The organism is Bradyrhizobium jicamae (assembly GCF_018130215.1).
Lineage (GTDB): Bacteria > Pseudomonadota > Alphaproteobacteria > Rhizobiales > Xanthobacteraceae > Bradyrhizobium > Bradyrhizobium jicamae_A.
Window position 1 is genome coordinate 48,812 of the sequence record NZ_JAFCKQ010000022.1, and the last position, 17,293, is coordinate 66,104.

The following is a 17,293-nucleotide window of genomic DNA, read 5'->3' on the forward strand; positions in this document are numbered from 1 at the left end:
GCCTCTCTGGCTTAGCTGGTGACGCGTTCGCCACGCCCGTAGACGAGCAGCATCAGGATGATGACGAGGCCGTAGATCACCTGCCTCCCGGCCTCGGGCATCTCCATGATCGAAAGCACGCTGTTGAGGAGCACGATCAGCACGACGCCGACGAGGGTCCCGAGATAGCGACCACGGCCACCCAGGATGTTCGTACCACCGATCACGACCGCAGCGATCGAGGGCAGCAGATAGGTGTCGCCCATTCCCTGGTAGGCCTTGGTGGAATAGCCGGCGAGCAGCACGCCGGTGAGAGCGGCAGCGAGGCCACACAGCGCGAAGCAGATGACGGTGACGCGGCGAGTATCGATGCCGGCGAGATACGCCGCTGACTCCCTGTTGCCTATGGCATAGATGTAACGGCCGAGTGGCGTGCGCTGCAGGATGACAGCCACCAGCACCGACACCGCCGCCCAGACGAACAATGCGTTGGGGATGCCGAGCGTGCGATCGCCAGCGAGCGTCCGCATCAGCTCGGTCGCGGTCGTCTGCGGCGCATAGCCGCCTGTATGCGCCACCATCAGCCCGCGCATCACCGCATTGACTCCTAACGTGAAGATCATCGAAGGCACGCGCAGATAGGCGACCCCGATTCCGTTGATGATGCCGACCAGGAGGCCGACGCCGAGCCCGACGGGGATGGCGAGGGGCCCGCCGATCGACGTGGCCATCATGGCAGCCGCTGCAAGCGTCCAGGGCACCGACAGATCGATCTGGGCGATCAGAATGACGACCATCATTCCGGCCGACACGATGCCGAGAAAGGCTCCTACCTGCAGTTGCTGCAGCAGGTAGGTCGGCGACAGCAGCGGGGCGCTGCCGAAACGGGCGAACGTATAGACGGTGCCCGCCACCAGGATGACGAAGATGAACAGGGCGGCAATCAGGATAGGGCGGTCGTCTCGTGACAGGCCGAGCGTCACCGTCGTCATCGGAAGAGCTCCAGCGTGTTCTTGACGCGCAGCACGCCGAGCGCCCCGATGCTGACGGCGATCAGCAGGATCAGGCCCTCGAACAACGGCTGCAGCAAGGGGGCAATATCGAAGATGCGGAAGAAGAAGGATATCACCCGCAAGATCATGGCACCGAAGATCGAGCCGATCGCACTTCCGGTGCCGCCAAGCAGCGAGGTTCCTCCGATAACGACGGAGGCGATCGAGTTGAGCGTATAGGCGCCGGCCTGCGGAATATCCGCGTTGCCCGACGAGGTCTGGATGGCGAGAAACAGCCCGCCGCAGCCGGCAAAGAAGCCGGCCAGCGTGAACGCGGCAATCTTGGCGCGCGCGATCGGAAGTCCGGACATGTAGGCCGCTCCCTCGGCCGAACCGACTGCGTAGACGGCGCGGCCGAGCACCGAACGTCGGAACGGCACCCATACGAGGAGCGCAATCAGTACGAGCAGCACGAACGGCACGGGGATCCAGGCTATAGGGCTGAACCAGGTTGCCGATCCATCGTTGAAGATGTGTACCGTGGCGGCGAAGTCGCCGAGCGAGTTGGTCAGCGCCCAATTGAGATCTTCGTCTATCTTGCCGCCTGGCGTCGGGCGCAGGAACAGCGCGATGCCGATATAGACCGCGCCCGTTGCCAGGGTGGCAATGATCGGTTGGATGCGTCCATAAACGACGATGCAGCCATTGACGAACCCGGCGATGAGTCCGATCACAGCGCATGCGGCCAATCCGAGCAGGATGCCGCTCGTGCCACCCGGAAAGGTACCGAGGCCGAGTTGCAGGCCGAAGATATCAAGATGCAACGGCGTGCCGCCGACCGCTCCGGCCAACAGGTAGCTCGCAAAGCAGCCCACCATGGTCATCACGGCGCCGACCGAGAGATCAAGTCCGGATGCGAGCACAGGTACAGTTTGCGCCATGGCCAGCATGGCGAGCGCAAATATCTCGTTCCCGTTCTGCACCAGCACGGCCGAGGAGAAGCCTTTCGGGTGCGTCAAGTTGTAGAGCAGGTAGAGGATGCAGAACAGCAGGATGGCGGTGAGGAGGCCAATGTTCTGGCGCACCCTGATGGCGAGGTCATCAAGCATGGGCGGTCCCGGCAGTGGCCGGCGTTTCGGTATGGACGTTGAGGGAACTCGCGATGATATTGGTCTCGGTGAGTTCGTCGCCTTCGAGCTCCCGCACGATGCGACCATCATACATGATCGCGACCCGGTCGCAGCAGCCGATCAGCTCGTCATAATCGGTTGAATAGAACAGGATTGCGGCGCCCTGATCGGCAAGCTCGCGCATCAGTCGGTACAGCTCCTGCTTGGTGCCGACGTCGATGCCGCGCGTCGGGTCGTTCAGCAGGATGATGCGCGGCTCGGTCATCAACCATTTGGCGAGCACCACCTTCTGCTGGTTGCCGCCCGACAGGGTCGACACCGCATCGCCCGGCGCGCCGATCTTGACCTGCAGCCGCGCGATGCTGCGCTCGACCGCCGTGCTTTCCTTGGCGCGGTCGACGAAAGGCCCGGTCGAGATGGCGCCAAGCGATGCGATCGTCAGATTGTCGGTGATCGACATCGGCAGCATCAATCCTTCGGTCTTGCGGTCCTCGGGCACGAGCGCGACGCCGGCCGACTTCGCCGCCGCAGGCGAGCCGAGCCGTGCTTCGCGCGCGTCGATCATGATGCGCCCGGTGACACCGCGCAGCACGCCGAACAAGGCGAGCAACAGCGACTTCTGGCCCTGTCCATCGAGGCCGCCGAGGCCGACGATCTCGCCGGTGCCCACGGAAAGCGAGATGCGATCGAGATGCTTCTCCCAGGACAGATTCTCAAGTGCCAGCACCGGCGTCATCGGTTTGCGGGCCGGTCTTGCAGGATACTGGGCGGCGATATCGCGACCGATCATCAGCTGAACGATGTCGGCGGTCGAGCGTGCGCCCTTGTCGAACGTCTCGATATGGCGTCCGTTTCGAAACACCGACGCCCGGTCCGCGAGTGCCTCAACCTCGTGCATGCGGTGAGAGATGTAGAGGATGGCGACTCCTTCGGCTTTGAGCCGCGCAAGCATCGCATAGACCTTCTCCACATCGGCGCTGGTGAGGGCCGAGGTGGCCTCGTCGAGGATCAGGAGCTGCGGCCTCTTGCCGAGCGCCTTCGCGATCTCGACCACCTGCCGCCGCGACAGCGGCAGATCGCGAACGCGCATCAGCGGGTTGACGTCCTCGCAGCCTATCTCGGCCAGCAGCTCTTCAGCACGGCGGCGTTGCGCCCTGGCGTCAATGAGGCCGAAGCGTCGCGGCGGTGAAGCGATCGAGATATTGTCCGCGACGGAAAGGTCGGGCATCAACGACAACTCTTGGAAGATACAGACGACGCCGGCCGCGTTGGCGGCCGACGGTGTGGCGAAGCTGACCTGGTTGCCGGCAAGGCACATGGTGCCGGCATCGGGCTGGACCACGCCGGCGATGATCTTGATCAGCGTCGACTTGCCCGCACCATTTTCACCCAGCACGGCATGGATCTTGCCGCGCTCGCAGGCAAATTCGATGCCGTCGAGCGCACGCACGCCGGCATAACGCTTGGAAATGCCGGCTAACGTGAGGAAAGCGGACTGCGTCGGGACGGTATCCTGCATGGCGCGGACTTCACCCCGCGACGGCCTGGCGGACGCCAGGCCGTGACTGGAGGTTGGTCGTGGCGCTCACTGGGTGTTCTTTTCGCTCTGCGCCATGATCTCGGGTGCCGTGAAATTCACGCCGCACGGGGTGAACTGGTTCGGGGCAAAGAAGTTCGCGTTGAGGTCGGGCCAGTAATTCGTACCCGGCTTGAGGTCCTTGTAAGTGGCGACCGGGATCGGGATCGAGATGAGCTGCGGCATGACGTTGCCCTGCAGCGCCGAGATGGCTGCTTTGGTAGCGATGGCAACGAGCGCCGGCGATTGCCCGTACGACATGCCCTTGAGGCCGTCCTTCCAGTGGTCGGCGATCTGCTTGCGGTACTCGTTCTCGCCTTCACCCGACATCGGTACGAAGGGGTGCTTGGCGGCCATCAACGCCTGGACGGTGCCGTCGGAGCCGCCTTGCGTGAAGATGCCGTCGAAATGGCCGTGAACGGCAAGTGCATCGGCGGTCACCTTTTGGGAGGTGCCGGTATCCCAATTGCCCACCACCTCCGTGATGTTGAACTTGTTGCCGGAAGCTTCCATGATTTCGCGGAAGCCGAGATGGCGGTCGCGGTCGACCGAATTGCCGGGCAGGCCGCGCACCTCGAGGATATCGCCGGCCTTCTTGCCCATTTCATCAATCAGCCATTTCGCCGAGGCGCGGCCCATTTCCTTCTGGTCCTCGTTGACCATCATCACCTTGTCGGTGTCGAGGATGTTGTCGAAGGGGACCACCACGACATTGTTCTTGTCCGCGAGACGAATGATGCGGTCGAACCCGTCGGGTGCCACCGCAATGGTCACGATGGCGTCGAAGCCTTGATTGATGAAGTCCTCCATGGCGCCGAGTTGCGCCGCAACATCGGTCCCGGTCGAGACGACCTTGAACTCCTTGATGTGCTCCTTGATACCCGGCTGCTCCGCGAAAGCCTTGGCGGTCTTCACCATCTGGATGCGCCAGGTGTTGCCGACGAAGCCGTTGACGAGGGCTATTTTGTAGGGGCCGGGTTTCTTGTCCCACTGGAAGAACTTGGTCTGATTGGACCAGGGCTTGAAGCAGGCCGGGTCGGCGCCCGGGCCGGAGACGATCTTCGGGCCCGCCCAGGCATTTGTCGCTGATACAAGCAAGCCGGCGCAGGCAAGCGTCGCAAGGCTACGCGTCCACGTTTTCATGTTGTCTCCTCCCTGAGCTTTTTTGTTTCCCGATCCGATCGCCGTGCCGGGAGTTGAGCGTCCCGTGCACCTGCGGGCCAGATTGACACGCAACCTGCGATGCGCACAAGCCGAGGCGCGCGATATCTCTGCTCACGCCAAAGCAAGTCTTGGGGCAAGCCGATCGGCCGCGCTGCAGCAAAATGCCACCATGTGGTAAAGGCTCTTTGGCCTAATGGACGAAGGCCGTGGCGCCTGAATTTCGTTGCAAATCGACGCCGCCGGCGCAATCGTTCCGAGATATATCAATGAAAAACACCAAGAAAGAGCATCGGGAGGAGAGCAATGATTTCGAGATGGAATCGGCGTGTCTTCATGGGCAGCGTCGCGGGGGCGTTCGCGACGCCTTACCTGATGCGCAAAGCGCGGGCGGACGACACCATCAAGCTGCGCTGCTCTCTCGATACCGCGCCCAGTCATCCCCGCAATCAGGCGATTGTCGATTACCTCGCCAAGCTGGACGAGGCGAGCAGGGGCAAGATCAAGTCGGAAGTCTTCCACTCCGGCCAGCTCTTCGCCGATCTCAATGTGAGCAAGGCCCTGATCCAGGGCCAGGTCGACATGGCCGCACCCGGCACCTGGACCATCACCGGGCTCGTGCCCGATGCGGACTACGCCCAGCTGCCAGCTCTCTACGGCCAGCCGGCTGACGTCGTTCACCGCTGCACGGACGGCCCTCCGGGCGAACTCGTCGAAAAGCAGATCGAGGCCAAGGTGCGCTCGCACATTCTCGGCCACTGGCTCGATCTCGGCAACGAGAATTGGTACACGACGAAAAAGGAGATTCGGACGCTCGCGGACTTCAACGGCCTGAAGATCCGCAGCCCCGGTGGCGCAGGCATTTCCTGGCGCATCGGCTTCGTGCATGCCATCCCCAACGTGACGCCATGGCCGAACGTCCCGCTTGCCCTGTCGCAAGGGACGTTCGACGGATTCGTAAGCTCGGACGAAAGCTGCACCTCGGCCAAACTATGGGACGCCGGAGTGAAATATTCCTACGCCGACCACCAGTTCTTCGCCAATTACATCCCCATGGTCAGCGACGCATTCTGGTCCAAGCTCGGCGAGCCCGACCGAAAGCTGATGCGCGATATCTGGGCCGAGAACGTCGAACGCTACCGGGCAATGTCGGCGAAATCGCAAGCCGACGCGCGCGAGACGATGAAGTCGCATGGTGTCACCTTCGGCGATCCTTCGCCGGACCAAATCGCGGCTGACCGCAAGCGCATGGTCGAGGCGCAAGCTGATCTGATCCGCGATGCCAAGCTTTCGGCCGATATCGTCAAGCTCGTGAGCGATGCAGTCGGCAGTCACAGCTGAGATGGCTTCCCCCGACAGCAGACGGTTCCTGCAAGACACATGGTGGGACAAGGTCGAGCGGTTCATGATCGGCCTGCTCGGGCTGGCGGCGATGCTCGTCGGCCTCGTACAGGTCGCCGGCCGCTATATCGCGCCGCGCTATGCGATCTCCTGGGCCGAGGAGGTGATCGTCTACCTGATCGTCTGGGGCATCATGCTTGCGGCGTCGCAACTGGTGCGAACGGACGGCCATGTGCGGCCGGACCTCGTGCTCCGAGCCGTCTCGCCGCGCGTCCAGCGCTGGATTGAGGTGCTCAATTGCATCGCCGCGCTGGTGTTCTGCGTCGGGCTTGCCTGGTACGGCTGGAGCATCGTTGCCACCTCCTGGCAATTGGACGAGCGCAGCTCGTCGGATCTGCAGTTTCCGATGTGGCTTTATTCTGCGGCAATCCCGACCGGAGCGCTGCTGATGACCGGGCGCTATCTCGCAAGGCTTTACCGCTACCTGTTCGCCTTCGATCCCGAGATAATGTCCGTCGGACATATCCCCGAGCACGAACGAGCCGGTGTGACAGGTGCTTTGCCGCCTGGAGCCGATTAGGGACATTGGAGCAGGCGGGGCGCGGTAGCAGTCATGTCGGTGGTCCTGTTGCTCTTGCTGTTCTTCGGCCTTCTGGCGCTCGGAATGCCGATTTTCCTGGTACTTGGGCTGTGTGCGGCCGTCCTCTATGTCGCCTCCGGCGAGCCATTGGTCGGCGTCGCCCAGATCGTCATCGATCACCTGAATTCACCGACATTGATGTCGTTGCCGCTGTTCGTGATGGCGGCCACCTTCATGCGCCACGGCGGCGTTGCCAAAGCGCTGGTTGACGTCTCCGCTGCCTGGCTCGGCGGCATCAGGGGGTCCCTCGGGCTCGTCACGGTCGTGGCCTGTACGCTGTTTGCGGCGATATCGGGCTCGTCGGTTGCGACTGCGCTGGCAATGGGAACGATTCTACTGCCGGCGATGATCGAGAAGGGATATCCGCGCAGCTTCGCACTGGGCGTGGTCGGCGCCTCCGGCACGATCGGCATCGTGATCCCGCCCTCGCTGGCGCTCATCCTTTACGGCATCGTTGCCGAACAGTCGGTGCCCCGTCTGTTCCTTGCCGGCCTGTTGCCCGGTCTGTTGCAGGCGACAGTGTTCTTCTGCTGGGTCTGGTATGACGCGCGGCGACGGAAATTCCCGGTCGAACCGAAACTTCCCTGGGCCGAGCGCCTTCGCGTGACGATGAGAGCAATACCGGCCCTCATCGTGCCGGTCATCGTGCTCATCGGCATCTATGGCGGCATCGTGACGGTGACCGAGGCCGCCGCGATCGCCGCGGTGGTGTCGCTGGCCGTCAGCCTCGTCTATTACCGGGGCTTTCACTGGTCGGAAACCTTGTGGGTCGTTGCGGACGCACTCAAGAGTGCCGGCGCGATCATGTTGATCGTCGCTGCGGCGCTGGCATTCGGTCACTGGATGACAGCCTCGGGCGTTCCGGCCGAACTCGTCAAATGGGTGTTGGCGCGCCATCTGGCCACCTGGCAGTTCTTGTTGGCCATCAATGTCTTGCTGCTCGTGCTGGGCTGTTTTCTTGAGGTCATCGCGACGCTGCTGTTGGTGCTGCCGTTGTTGGCGCCGGTCCTGCCTGCGCTGGGCGTGGATCCCGTTCACTTCTCCATTATCTTCACGCATAATATGGAGATCGCGCTGGTGCATCCTCCGGTCGGACTCAATCTGTTCGTGCTGTCGACGATCTCGCGCGCCCCCATCGGCGAGGTCATCCGCGGCGTATTGCCGTTCCTGATCCTGCTTTTGATCGTCCTGATGATCATCACCTACGTGCCCGCGCTGACGATGTGGCTGCCGCACGCGGTCTACGGAGACTAGCTGATGCGCAGTGAGCTGGACCATCATCGGTAATGCCTTGAACTCGCGGACGGGACTTGACGGTTGACGGTCGATCTCGAAGGCTCGCGCGTGGTCATTTTGATCGGGCAGGGCACCAAACCTTGATCCAGATCAAGCGTCTCCGGGGCCACGGCCTCCAAACCAGACACGCCAGGAACGCTGGATTGGAGGATAAGTCGTGACGAGAAATCCAAAGACAATCGCACTTGCGACGTTCGCCTTCGGGTGTGCCATGCTGCTATCCGCCGGCTGGACGGAACAACGCGGCGTGTCGCTCTCTGTTGAGAGCGCACAGGCGCGCGTCGGTCGACCTTTGACACCTGTGAGTGTTGCGGGTGTTGCCCGTCGTCAGACACGAAGGGCAGTGTACGGTACTGCCGCCGTTGGAGCAGCGGCTGCGGCCGGGGCTTACGGCTACTATCACTATCCTTCCAACGGTCAGGGCTTTGTATGTCAGCCCGGCACGTATTTCCACGGCGAGGATGGCCGCCAACACCTCTGTCAGTAGGGAGAAGTGCTGACGGGGTGCGGCCACATCACCGGAATTACTTCGGAAGACATTCTACATTGTAGGCAATGATGATTTGGGCTGGGTCGGCCTTGCCGACGGCTTTCAAGTCTTCCAGGCCGCTTTTCAGCCTGGCTCCTGCCTCTTGCAGACTGCCTTCAAGTGTGGCCTTGGCCTTGCTGCATCGCTCCTCGCTGGTGAACTCCTGAAACACCACGGTCGGGAGGAGTCTCCATTCTGCCTTGTCGCTCGTGGCGGCCGGGCTAACCGAGTAGGAGAACACATACATCAGCACCCACATCAGCGTGCTCCCGGCAAAGAGGAAGATCTCGACGGCAGTCGCATCACAACCACCATCGTCGAAGAGGTGGAGCAGTCGAGCCGTTACCACGATGATTCGCGACGATGGCTCCACGTCCGCCATGATCTGGATCAAGGGTGCAAGGATATCTGGGTTGCTGCACGCCAGGTGGTATTTTGATCCAGCTCAAGACGGTGTTCCAGGCGCCGAGCTTGCATTCGGGAGGAGCGGCAGGTCGTCCAGACAAACGTGAGGTGAAGCATGTACCGGCATATTCTCATTCCGACAGATGGGTCGGAACTGGCTGAGCATGGGGTGAGGCACGGGTTGGCGCTCGCGAAATCCCTCGGGGCCAAAGCGTCAGTCATCTTCGTCGTGGAGCCCCTTTCAGAAGTAGGGGGGCAGTACCGTGAACTGCTCGCAAAATATGCCGAGATACGCAAGCAAGAGGCCACGAGCGCGCTCGATCGCGCGGCACATGCAGCCAGAGAGGCCGGCGTGTCCTGCGAGATAAGTCGAGTGGAGAGCGGGCCACCCCATCAGGCCATCATCGAAGCAGCCGAGGAAAGAGGCTGCGACCTCATCGTGATGTCATCGCACGGACGCAGCGGGCTCTCCATGCTCCTCATCGGCAGCGTGACAAACAAGGTGCTGGTGCAGGCGAAGATCCCCGTGCTGGTTTGCCAGTCACGGGCTGAAGCCCGAGCGGCCTGAGTGGGCTATCGCCTGCCGCGCTTGGTCCTTTCCTGAGGTGACGGAGCGGGCTGTGGCGCGGGGCTCTCCGCCCTGGCCGACGCCAGCGCGTCGACCCGTGCGCTCAGCGAGCCCAACTGGTCCGACAGCAGCTTTTGGTCGCCGCGTTGAGTGGAAACGTTCCGCTGCACGCCATTGATCTGGTCAGCCAGCTTCTGTTGGTCGGACTGAATTCCCTGCACGGCTTGCTGCAGCGATGCCAGGGTCTGCTTGATCTGTTCGATCGCCGGGTCCGCAGGAGGCGGCGACAGCTGGGCCTTTTGTTGCGAGCCTGCCCACTGCATTCCGGTGCCGTAGGCCATCCAAAGGAAGCCGCCGGCGACGAGGACGACTATGAGCGCGACGACCAGCCATGGTCCTGACGATCGCCATTGGCGTGCGTCGGCGTGCATTGATGGGTCTGTCATGGTGATTGCTTCCCCGATTGCGATGCAATCGGGCTAACGACCCAATCCGGGGTTCGTTCCGCGCGGCAGGTCGCATGCTCCGGCTTGCGGTCCGTGGCCTTCGAAAGGCGATGCTGCGCCCGCAATGGGGCGCAGCATCCTGGTGAAGGAATCACTGTGCGTTGTTGCCGCGACCGTCGTCGTCGTCGAAGAAGTCGTGGTCGCCGCCCGGTTTGAACTGGGGATCGACGCAGGCGAAGTTGGCCGCGTTGTTGGTCATGCCGCTTCCCTGGTAGGCTGGAATGCGCGGATAGGGGCATAGCGGCCGCGTGCCGCCGGTCGGGAAGTTGACCGCGACCCGCGGGTCAAACGGTGCGCCGGCCGGGTAGGGAGAGGTCGCGTTGGTGTTCGCCGCGACGATGCGGTCCGGTGCGATGCCCTTCTCGACCCAGTTCGTGATCGCGTCGAGTTCGTTTCCGGCGAAGCTGGTGGTGGCCGCACCGCCTCCGCAATGGGCCATGTTCGGCACCATGAACAGCCGGGCAAAATCCCCGGTCTGACTGCCCATCCGCTGGCTCATCTTGCGGTACCAGCGGGCGATCGACGCGCCGGAGAAGATGCCGTCATTGACCGACGAGGAGACGATCAGCTTGCCGCCGCGCTGCCTGAACGGCCGCAGGTCGGTCGACACCGCCGCCATGAAGTCCATCGAGCTCTCCGGATAGGCCTGGGTGCTGGCGAAGATCTTCGGCGCGTCGGTATCGAAGTTGAAGTGGAACACGAAGGCTTCCTGGCCGGTCGGCCCGTTGACCGGCGTGACGACGGGAGGTGTCTGGAAGATCATCGGGATCGCGCCTGCGCCGAGCGTCAGGTTGATCGCGGTGTTGACACCAGGCACCGGTGCGGTGACGACGTTCCAGAAGCCCCAGCCGGCGCCCGGCGCCGACGGTGGCGTCCAGATTCCCGCGTCCCAGAACCAGTTCGAATAAAGCCGCTGGCCGTTCGAGTTGACGGGCCCGCTGTAGATCTTCTTGAGCGCATCGACCTGGGTGCTGGTCAGGCAGCTGCCGCCATGCGGCGTGCTGCCGTGCGAACCGGTGCCGCAGGTGTAGCTGGCGAGCGCCGGGTAAACCTTCCTGGCGGTGCAGGCGTGGTAGTTGTCGATGATGCCGTCGACCAGGCCGTCGAGCGCATCGCATGCGCTGAGGATCGCGGCTGAGGCCACCTCCATGTCCTGGGCGGGAAAGGTGCTCGCGATGAACGGCTGGCCGTTGACGTCAGTTGTGGTGGCGAGCCTGCCCAGCACCTGCTCGTTCCAGGCTTCCGCAAGTCCTGCCTGCGGCAGGTTGAAGCCGGGGTTCTGCGAGATCACGCCGTCGAACAGCCAGGGAAATTTCTGCGAGGCGACCATCGCGTCGCGGCCGCCGTTCGAGCATCCCATGATGTAGGAATAGACGGTGTCGAGGCCGTAATAGGAGGAGATGATCTGCTTTGCGACCGTCGCCGTCTTCTCGATGCCGTTGTAGCCGTAGTCGCGGCGTGCCTGGGCGTCGATGGCGAAATGGGCCGAGCCTCCGGCATTCGCGTCGTCGTCCTGATAGCCGCCGACCGCGTTGCTCGCGCTGTCCTCATGGCCGCCGTCGTCGGCCGCGACCGCCCAACCTTGTCCGAGCTCGATACCGGCCGAACCTTGCGGGTCGCTTTGCAGGCTGCCGTCGGTGCCGCCGCCGCCCATCATCTCGAAACGGCCGTGCCAGGTATTCGGCAGGTTGAGCGCAAAGCCGATGGCGTAGGTGAAATGATCGGGATCCTGCGTGCTGGTGCGCTTGTTGATCACGCCGATCACGTTGCAATAGCCCGACTTCTGCGTCGCGCTCAGGATCTGCGTGTTCGCCAGCGTGAGCCCGGTGAGGCCGGCGCAGGACGAACGCGGCGCGACGCCGCCCGGCGGCAGTCCTTCGCTCGCCTGGCCCGTTGCCGGCGCACCGAGTGCCGCCCAGCCTGCAACGATCGTCGACGCCAACCATAGTCGCTTCATGTCAGTCCCTCCCTGGTGATGAAGAATTCTTGCCGGACCGGCGGCAGTCCGCGCAGCCGAGCCCGCCGGCGGAATCGCGGCCGTCCTGCCGGCCTGACCGCAGCGCGCTTGTGACGGGGTACGATGTCATCTCGCCGTGGCACGTCACAACGCGCTCATCGTTGTCCACCCTTGATGGGTGCACGGACGTTATCTCCCTTGGATGTTGTCCTGGACCGGCTCGTGATGCGGCGGGTTCCAGCGATCCTTGCGCAGCCATGTTGCCATGTCAACATGGATTCGAAGTCGGATGCCGCCACGCAACCTGACGTGGCATTTGCGGCTGCGCGCTGCGCCGGTGGACTCGCGCCCTCGAATCCCCGATCCTCGGCTGCGGGCTTGGGAAGCGAGCTTGGGAAAGATTGACGTCGATGGAGCCGAAGAAGGCAGGTGTCGGGAAGCGGCCCGGCGACAGGCCGCGCCGCGCAGGCCGCGCGGCGAAATCGTCACGACAGCAGCCGCGAGCGACGCAGGCGGATAAGCCGGCGCTGGCAAAGCCGGCGGCCTCACCGCTCGCCCTCGGCGACCTATCGCAACTGCTCGGCTACAGCCTGCGCCGGGCCCAGCTTTGGGTCTTCAGGGAATTCGGCCGGCAATTGTCCGCGTTTGACATCAGCCCGGCGCAGTTCTCCGTCCTCTGCGTGATCGATGCCAATCCCGGCGTCAATCAGCTTGCGATTGCGCAACTGCTGTCGATCGAGCGGGCCGGATTGGGCAGGCTGGTGGATCACCTGGAGGGTCGCGGCCTGGTGCGGCGCACCGCTTCCGCGATCAACCGGCGTTACTACGTGCTCTATCTGACCGACGAGGGCACGGCGCTGCTCGGCCGCATCAGGCCCGCAGCGGCCGAAAGCGACAAGCGCCTCGCTGCCAAGATCGGACCGCACGCGTACCGCGAATTGCGGCGGGCGCTGTCGGTCTTCCTGCAGGAGACCTGACGGTCGGGGCGCGGAAAGGCGGACGAGGTCGCCAGTTGCCTGAAGCGATGACTGGTTTGTGGCCCATGCCCTCACTCCATCCTCGCAAACAACTCCACCAGCGTTTCGCGCAGCCAGCGTTGTGCCGGCACGGTATCGTTGCGCTGGTGCCAGAACAGGCTGACGATGCGCGGCGGGGCCTCGAGCGGCAGCGGCATCGCGTGCAGGAACGGCGCATGGCGGGACTCGCCGCGCAGGTCGCGGGGCAGCACGGCGATCAGGTCGGACTGGCGCACGGTCTCGTAGGCCGTTCCGTAGTGATTGACGATCGCGACCAGGTTGCGCGACAGCCCGCGCGATGCGAGGAACTGGTCGTAGGTCGGCAAGGTCCGGCCGGCGAGACTGACATCGACATGCTTGGCGCTGAGGAAGCTCTTCACGCTGAGCCGCTTTCTGGCAGCCAGCGGATGATCGCGCCGCATGAAGCAGGCGTATTCGACCGTCCACAGCGAGCGGGCGCGGATCAGCGCCGGATGCAGCGACTCGTTGACATAGACCGAGAGCACGCAGTCGACCCGGTTGTCCTCGAGTTGGTCGGCGATGCCGATGATGGTGTTGGGCGCGGTCCGGATGCGCGCATTCGGCGCCACCTCGCTGAACCGGTTCAACAGCCGCGGCATCACCAGCGAGGCGACGTAGTCCGACATCGACAGGCTGAACTCGGTCTGCGCTCTCCGCGAATCGAACACCACCTCGTCGAGCGCGCCGCGCACGCTTTCCAGCGCGTCGCCGATCGGATCCCACAATGCCGTGGCACGCTGCGTCGGGCGGATGCCGGTGCCTGCACGCACGAACAGCGGATCGCCGAGCGCGTCGCGCAGCCGCGCCAGCGCGTTGCTGACCGCGGGCTGCGTCATCTTGAGCGCGTTGGCGGCGCGCGTGACGCTGCCCTCGGTCATCAGCGCCTCGAAGACTTTCAGCAGATTGAGGTCAAGCCTGCGGAACGACATCAGTGACATTCACAATGATGATGTATGGGATCACAATTATAAATTATTCGGATAATGGCAAGTTTGTCTATCATCCCCCTCGATTGAGGGGGGAGTTTCATGTCGATGATATCGGCGCGTATCGAGCGCCTTCCGTTCTCGCGTTTCCACATCCACCTGCTGCTGATGGGTGGCCTGGGTTACATGTTCGACGCCATGGATGCGGCCGTGATCGCCTTCATCCTGCCGGTTGTGCGCACCGCCTGGAATCTCACGGCGGTCCAGACCGGCGTGCTCGGCAGCAGCACCTTCGTTGGCTTCCTGTTCGGCGCCTTGCTCGCCGGCACGCTGGGCGACCTGATCGGCCGCCGCGCGGTGATGATGTCGGCGCTCGCACTCTACTGCGCTGCATCGCTGGTGAGCGCGACGGTGGATAGCTGGCCCTCATTCTTTGCCGCCCGCGTGGTGGCAGGCATGGGCACCGGCGCCGAGAGCGCGATCATTGCGCCTTACCTCGCGGAGTTCGTGGCGCGGCGCTACCGCGGCAGCTTTACGGGCGCGCTGGCCGGCTTCTTCTCCTTCGGCTTCGTGGCAGCGGCCTTGCTCGGCTATTTCATCGTTCCCGCTTATGAGAATGGCTGGCGTGTCGTTCTGGTCCTCACCGCAATCCCCGTCGTCATGTTGCTGTGGTGGCGCCGCTCGCTCCCGGAATCGCCGCGCTGGCTGGAGAGCCGGGGGCGCGAGAAGGAGGCCGAAGCGGTTCTCGACAAGATCGAGGCAAGCTTCGCGCGATCGGGCCATGCGCTGCCGCAGCCGGTGGCTGAGGCAATCGCGCCCCCGGTACCGGCGGGAACGCTGGCGGCCAACTTCGCGTCGCTGCTCGCCGGGCGGCAGGCCCGCATCACCACCATGACCTGGATCATGTGGCTGTCGATCACCTTCAGCTATTACTCGTTCTTCGTCTGGATTCCCGGCCTGCTGGTGCAGAACGGCATGAGCATCACCAAGAGCTTCGGCTATTCGCTGACGATGTATTGCGCGCAGGTGCCCGGCTATTTCAGCGCCGCCTGGTTCAACGAGCGCATCGGCCGGCAGGCCACCATTGCCACCTACATGCTGTTCGGCGGCGTCAGCGCGCTCGGGCTTGCCTTCGCCTCGAGCGACAGCGCGATCATGACCGCAGGCATCCTGCTGTCCTTCTTCATGAACGGCACCTATGCCGGCGTCTATGCCTACACCGCCGAGGTGTTCCCGACGCCGATCCGCACCACGGGGGCCGGGCTTGCGTCGGCGATCGGCCGCATCGGCGCAATCGTCTCGCCGATCCTGGTCGGCTACCTCTATCCGAACTTCGGCTTCGCCGGCGTATTCGGCGTCACCACGACCGTGCTGCTGATCGGAGCGCTGACCGTCGTGCTGATGGGCGTGCCGACCCGCGGGCGCTCGCTGGAAGAGATCGCCGCGAGCGAAGCCGCATGAGGCCCCGCAAGGATACGCAGGCCGATCGGCTGCTGGTCGACGTCGCGCTCGCGCACGATGAGGCCAACCAGCCGGACGCGCTGTTCGCGGCGCTCGATCGCGCGCTGCACGCTGCGATCGGGCACAAGCTGTTCACGATCCTGGCCTATGACGGCGAGACATCGGATGCTGCGCGGCTGTATTCCAACCTACCGGTGTCCTATCCCGCCGGCGGGCGCAAGCGGCTCGCGGCGGGGCCGTGGACCGAGGCCGTGCTCGAGCGGGGCGAGCCCTATATCGGCCGCACGCTCGATGACCTCAGCGCGGTGTTCGCCGATCACGCGCTGATCGCCTCGCTCGGTTGCGCGAGCGTGCTCAACATGCCGGTGCGCTGGCGCGGACGCACGCTCGGCTCGCTCAATCTGCTCCATGAAGCGTGCTGGTACGACGACGATGACGTCGCCGCCTGCCGCCCGTTTGCCCAACTCGCATTGCCGGCGTTGCTTGCGCCGGCGGCGTCCTAACCCAGACAGGACATCGCCATGCCTACGACACTCTTCAAGAATGCCAAGCTGCTCGACCCGCTTCAGCCAGACCTGCTCGAAGGGCATCACGTGCTCGTCGAGAATGATCTGATCAAGGAGGTGTCCGACCGGCCGCTCTCCGCGTCAGCGGATCGCACCATCGATCTGAAGGGCAAGACCCTGATGCCCGGGCTGATTGATCTGCATGTGCATGCGGTCGCCATCGAGCTCGATCTGGCGGCGCAGGCGCGTATGGCGAATGTGCTGGTGACGCTGCGCTCCACCATGCTGCTGCGCGGCATGCTGAAGCGGGGCTTCACCACCGTGCGCGACGCCGGCGGCGCGGGCTACGCGCTCAAGCAGGCGATCGACACCGGCCTGACCGATGGTCCGCGGCTGTTCGTCTCCGGCCGCGCGCTGAGCCAGACCGGCGGGCACGGCGACGGGCGGTCGCGTTCGGACTATCTGGCTGACCCGACCTGCTCCTGCTGCGTGCGGGTCGGCGCGCTGTCGCGCGTCGTCGACGGCGTCGATGCGGTGCGCAAGGCGGTGCGCGAGGAGCTGCAGATGGGCGCCGACCAGATCAAGATCATGGCGTCCGGCGGCGTTGCGTCGCCGACCGATCCGATCGGGGCCTATGGTTATTCCGAGGACGAGATTCGCGCCATCGTCGCGGAGGCGCGGGCGCGCCAGACCTATGTGCTCGCCCATGCCTACACGGCCGAAGCGATCGAGCGCGCGGTGCGCTGCGGCGTGCGCACCATCGAGCATGGCAATCTGGTCGACCTGCCGACCGCGCGGCTGATGGCCGAGCAGGGCGCCTATGTGGTCCCGACCCTCGTCACGTATGAGGCGCTAGCGAGCGAGGGCGCCAAGTACGGCCTGCCTGCGGCGAGCGTCGCCAAGGTCGCCGACGTGCGCGATGCCGGACTGCGCTCGCTGTCGATCTACCGCGAGGCCGGCGTGAAGATGGGCTTCGGCACCGACCTGCTCGGACCATCGCAGCGGCTGCAGAGCGACGAATTCCGCATTCGCGCCGAAGTGCTGGGTCCGCAGGCGGTGATCGCGAGTGCGACCATTGTCGGCGCCGAGGTGCTGCGCATGGACGGCAAGCTCGGCCGCATCGCAGCCGATGCGTTCGCCGACATGCTGGTGGTCGAAGGCAATCCGCTGCGTGATGTCTCCTGCCTGCTTGGCCAGGGCGACCGCATTCCGCTGGTCATGAAGGCCGGCAAGGTCCAGATCGACCGGCTGGAGGAATAGCTCCCGCGCACTGCGGACGCGCT

Annotated in this window: 17 protein-coding genes; 9 read left to right on the forward strand and 8 right to left on the reverse strand. The window is 64.1% G+C overall.

Going from position 1 to position 17,293, the window contains the following annotated elements:
* Positions 1-11 precede the first annotated feature (11 nt).
* From JQ586_RS22735 to JQ586_RS22750, 4 genes are all read right to left on the reverse strand, one after another.
* Entirely contained in the window at positions 12-971 is a 960-nt protein-coding gene (locus JQ586_RS22735) for an ABC transporter permease (RefSeq protein ID WP_212396844.1), read from the reverse strand.
* Positions 968-2,080: an ABC transporter permease gene (locus tag JQ586_RS22740; RefSeq protein ID WP_212396845.1), complete on the reverse strand. Its 1,113-nt coding sequence runs from the start codon at positions 2,078-2,080 to the stop codon at positions 968-970. Before JQ586_RS22740 ends, JQ586_RS22735 begins: the two co-directional genes overlap by 4 nt.
* The gene (locus JQ586_RS22745; RefSeq protein WP_212396846.1) at positions 2,073-3,620 is read right to left on the reverse strand and encodes a sugar ABC transporter ATP-binding protein; all 1,548 of its coding nucleotides are present in this window, start codon (positions 3,618-3,620) and stop codon (positions 2,073-2,075) included. The genes JQ586_RS22740 and JQ586_RS22745 overlap by 8 nt, the downstream gene beginning before the upstream one ends.
* A 66-nt stretch (positions 3,621-3,686) precedes the next feature.
* A complete protein-coding gene (locus JQ586_RS22750; RefSeq protein WP_212396847.1) occupies positions 3,687-4,820 on the reverse strand; it encodes a sugar ABC transporter substrate-binding protein in 1,134 nt (377 codons plus the stop codon).
* Between the two features lie 324 nt (positions 4,821-5,144).
* Between JQ586_RS22750 and dctP the strand changes: the two genes are divergently transcribed.
* From dctP to JQ586_RS40595, 4 genes are all read left to right on the forward strand, one after another.
* Positions 5,145-6,179 carry a TRAP transporter substrate-binding protein DctP gene (gene dctP / locus JQ586_RS22755; RefSeq protein WP_212396848.1) on the forward strand — a complete coding sequence of 345 codons (1,035 nt, stop codon included), beginning with the start codon at positions 5,145-5,147 and terminating at the stop codon, positions 6,177-6,179.
* 1 nt (position 6,180) lies between these two features.
* Complete coding sequence (locus JQ586_RS22760; protein WP_212396849.1) at positions 6,181-6,759, forward strand: TRAP transporter small permease; 579 nt, start codon at positions 6,181-6,183, stop codon at positions 6,757-6,759.
* Positions 6,760-6,792: 33 nt separating this feature from the next.
* On the forward strand, positions 6,793-8,073 hold the full coding sequence (locus JQ586_RS22765) for a TRAP transporter large permease (protein WP_212396850.1): 1,281 nt from the start codon (positions 6,793-6,795) through the stop codon (positions 8,071-8,073).
* A gap of 253 nt (positions 8,074-8,326) precedes the next feature.
* Positions 8,327-8,602, forward strand: coding sequence for a hypothetical protein (locus JQ586_RS40595; RefSeq protein ID WP_249147979.1), 276 nt, complete (start codon positions 8,327-8,329; stop codon positions 8,600-8,602).
* 37 nt (positions 8,603-8,639) lie between these two features.
* Here JQ586_RS40595 and JQ586_RS22770 read toward each other — a convergent pair whose 3' ends face one another.
* A complete protein-coding gene (locus JQ586_RS22770; RefSeq protein ID WP_249147968.1) occupies positions 8,640-9,038 on the reverse strand; it encodes a hypothetical protein in 399 nt (132 codons plus the stop codon).
* A 126-nt stretch (positions 9,039-9,164) separates the two neighbouring features.
* Here JQ586_RS22770 and JQ586_RS22775 point away from each other — a divergent pair, with 126 nt between their 5' ends.
* Entirely contained in the window at positions 9,165-9,617 is a 453-nt protein-coding gene (locus JQ586_RS22775) for a universal stress protein (protein WP_212396851.1), read from the forward strand.
* A gap of 5 nt (positions 9,618-9,622) precedes the next feature.
* Here JQ586_RS22775 and JQ586_RS22780 read toward each other — a convergent pair whose 3' ends face one another.
* Both JQ586_RS22780 and JQ586_RS22785 read right to left on the reverse strand, forming a co-directional pair.
* Positions 9,623-10,048 (reverse strand): hypothetical protein, encoded by a 426-nt coding sequence (locus tag JQ586_RS22780; RefSeq protein WP_212396852.1) that lies wholly within the window; start codon positions 10,046-10,048, stop codon positions 9,623-9,625.
* A gap of 166 nt (positions 10,049-10,214) precedes the next feature.
* On the reverse strand, positions 10,215-12,080 hold the full coding sequence (locus tag JQ586_RS22785; protein ID WP_212396853.1) for a tannase/feruloyl esterase family alpha/beta hydrolase: 1,866 nt from the start codon (positions 12,078-12,080) through the stop codon (positions 10,215-10,217).
* A gap of 410 nt (positions 12,081-12,490) precedes the next feature.
* On the opposite strand from JQ586_RS22785, the gene JQ586_RS22790 reads away from it, so the two are divergent.
* Complete coding sequence (locus tag JQ586_RS22790; RefSeq protein WP_212396854.1) at positions 12,491-13,057, forward strand: MarR family winged helix-turn-helix transcriptional regulator; 567 nt, start codon at positions 12,491-12,493, stop codon at positions 13,055-13,057.
* 71 nt (positions 13,058-13,128) lie between these two features.
* Here JQ586_RS22790 and JQ586_RS22795 read toward each other — a convergent pair whose 3' ends face one another.
* On the reverse strand, positions 13,129-14,055 hold the full coding sequence (locus tag JQ586_RS22795; RefSeq protein WP_212396855.1) for a LysR family transcriptional regulator: 927 nt from the start codon (positions 14,053-14,055) through the stop codon (positions 13,129-13,131).
* A 90-nt stretch (positions 14,056-14,145) separates the two neighbouring features.
* Between JQ586_RS22795 and JQ586_RS22800 the strand changes: the two genes are divergently transcribed.
* Genes JQ586_RS22800 through JQ586_RS22810 form a run of 3 tightly spaced genes read left to right on the forward strand, consistent with a single transcriptional unit; the run spans position 14,146 to position 17,270 of the window.
* Entirely contained in the window at positions 14,146-15,504 is a 1,359-nt protein-coding gene (locus JQ586_RS22800) for an MFS transporter (protein WP_212396856.1), read from the forward strand.
* Entirely contained in the window at positions 15,501-16,007 is a 507-nt protein-coding gene (locus tag JQ586_RS22805) for a GAF domain-containing protein (protein ID WP_212396857.1), read from the forward strand. Before JQ586_RS22800 ends, JQ586_RS22805 begins: the two co-directional genes overlap by 4 nt.
* A gap of 18 nt (positions 16,008-16,025) precedes the next feature.
* Complete coding sequence (locus JQ586_RS22810) at positions 16,026-17,270, forward strand: amidohydrolase family protein (RefSeq protein WP_212396858.1); 1,245 nt, start codon at positions 16,026-16,028, stop codon at positions 17,268-17,270.
* Positions 17,271-17,293 lie beyond the last annotated feature (23 nt).

Coding starts and splice junctions, on each gene's coding strand:
- JQ586_RS22790 (WP_212396854.1), top strand. CDS start 12,491: ATGGAGCCGAAGAAGGCAGGTGTCGGGAAGCGGCCCGGCGACAGGCCG.
- JQ586_RS22785 (WP_212396853.1), bottom strand. CDS start 12,080: ATGAAGCGACTATGGTTGGCGTCGACGATCGTTGCAGGCTGGGCGGCA.
- dctP (WP_212396848.1), top strand. CDS start 5,145: ATGATTTCGAGATGGAATCGGCGTGTCTTCATGGGCAGCGTCGCGGGG.
- JQ586_RS22735 (WP_212396844.1), bottom strand. CDS start 971: ATGACGACGGTGACGCTCGGCCTGTCACGAGACGACCGCCCTATCCTG.
- JQ586_RS22780 (WP_212396852.1), bottom strand. CDS start 10,048: ATGCACGCCGACGCACGCCAATGGCGATCGTCAGGACCATGGCTGGTC.
- JQ586_RS22775 (WP_212396851.1), top strand. CDS start 9,165: ATGTACCGGCATATTCTCATTCCGACAGATGGGTCGGAACTGGCTGAG.
- JQ586_RS22765 (WP_212396850.1), top strand. CDS start 6,793: ATGTCGGTGGTCCTGTTGCTCTTGCTGTTCTTCGGCCTTCTGGCGCTC.
- JQ586_RS22750 (WP_212396847.1), bottom strand. CDS start 4,820: ATGAAAACGTGGACGCGTAGCCTTGCGACGCTTGCCTGCGCCGGCTTG.
- JQ586_RS22795 (WP_212396855.1), bottom strand. CDS start 14,055: ATGTCACTGATGTCGTTCCGCAGGCTTGACCTCAATCTGCTGAAAGTC.
- JQ586_RS22810 (WP_212396858.1), top strand. CDS start 16,026: ATGCCTACGACACTCTTCAAGAATGCCAAGCTGCTCGACCCGCTTCAG.
- JQ586_RS22805 (WP_212396857.1), top strand. CDS start 15,501: ATGAGGCCCCGCAAGGATACGCAGGCCGATCGGCTGCTGGTCGACGTC.
- JQ586_RS22740 (WP_212396845.1), bottom strand. CDS start 2,080: ATGCTTGATGACCTCGCCATCAGGGTGCGCCAGAACATTGGCCTCCTC.
- JQ586_RS22745 (WP_212396846.1), bottom strand. CDS start 3,620: ATGCAGGATACCGTCCCGACGCAGTCCGCTTTCCTCACGTTAGCCGGC.
- JQ586_RS40595 (WP_249147979.1), top strand. CDS start 8,327: ATGCTGCTATCCGCCGGCTGGACGGAACAACGCGGCGTGTCGCTCTCT.
- JQ586_RS22760 (WP_212396849.1), top strand. CDS start 6,181: ATGGCTTCCCCCGACAGCAGACGGTTCCTGCAAGACACATGGTGGGAC.
- JQ586_RS22800 (WP_212396856.1), top strand. CDS start 14,146: ATGTCGATGATATCGGCGCGTATCGAGCGCCTTCCGTTCTCGCGTTTC.